The sequence below is a fragment of the Rathayibacter sp. YIM 133350 genome (genome assembly GCF_037404875.1).
Lineage (GTDB): Bacteria > Actinomycetota > Actinomycetes > Actinomycetales > Microbacteriaceae > Orlajensenia.
On the sequence record NZ_JBBELO010000036.1, the window covers coordinates 1 to 1,119 of the forward strand.

The window sequence follows — 1,119 nt, forward strand, 5'->3', positions numbered from 1 at the left end:
TCGGCCGCGCCTAGGTGTGATGTCCAGGCAGGTTGTTGAGTCTGCTGATGGGTGGGGCTCCGATTGCGGTGTGGAGTCTGTGCTGATTGTAGAAGTGCAACCAGGCCGGTAGCGCCGTTCGACGTTCGCTCTCGGATCCGTAGAACCGGGCGTAGGCCCAGCCGTCGGCGAGGGTGCGATGGAATCGTTCGATCTTGCCGTTGGTCTGCGGCCGGTAGGGGCGGGTGCGTTTGGGTGTGATGCCGAGCTCGGCGCACGCGTCACGCCACGCGTGGGCCCTGTATGCGGAGCCGTTATCGGACAGGACTCGCTCGACGTGGACTCCGCGAGCAGCGAACCATGCCACGGCGCGCTGCAGCACACCGATGGCTGTGGCAGCCTTCTCGTCCTCGCAGATCTCGACGTAGGCGACTCGGGAGTGATCGTCGATGACGGTGTGCAGGAACGCTGTCCCGGTACGGGCGTGCCGGGACGGGCTCCAATTCCCGGTGCGGTGGGCAGTTGCCGACGTGTTTCGTCGACCTTGTGCGCGACCGAGGAACTTGTGACCGCCACCATCAGGGATGTTGCCGAACTTGGTCACATCGACGTGGATCAAGGACCCGGGATGGTCGTGCTCATAGCGGCGGATCGGCTCCCCGGTGACCCGGTCGATGCGAGAGAGCCGATTGATCCGGCAGCGCACCAGCACGGCGTGCACCGTGGATGTCGCCATCCCCAGGTCACCGGCGATCTGCGCTGGCCCGAGGCGACGTCGCCAACGCACCTGCACGATCCGTTTCACCAGCTCCGGCGGCGTCTTCGTGGGCATCGTCCGAGGCCGGCTGGACCGGTCCTGCATCCCGGCGGCACCCTCGGCACGGAACCGGGCAGCCCACTTCCGGGCGGTCACGGGCGAGACCATGAACATCTTCGCCGCCGTAGCGACGGTCCACCCGTCCTCGACGATCAGTCTCGCGAGCCGCGAGCGGGCACGCGGGGTCAGAGCAGCATTAGCGTGGGACACGAGGGCCTCCTGGTTCGTGAAGCGGTTTCTAGACAGCTCCACTTCACAACAGGAGGCCCTCGCCTGTCAGCAGATCAAAGACGATTCACGAAACAACGTCCCTGGACATCACA

Annotated in this window: 1 protein-coding gene; it reads right to left on the minus strand. The window is 65.5% G+C overall.

The window, feature by feature from the left end; genetic code table 11:
• Window positions 1-10: 10 nt before the first annotated feature.
• Window positions 11-1,006 carry an IS481 family transposase gene (locus WDJ51_RS14255; protein ID WP_337853138.1) on the minus strand — a complete coding sequence of 332 codons (996 nt, stop codon included), beginning with the start codon at window positions 1,004-1,006 and terminating at the stop codon, window positions 11-13.
• Between the last annotated feature and the right edge of the window lie 113 nt (window positions 1,007-1,119).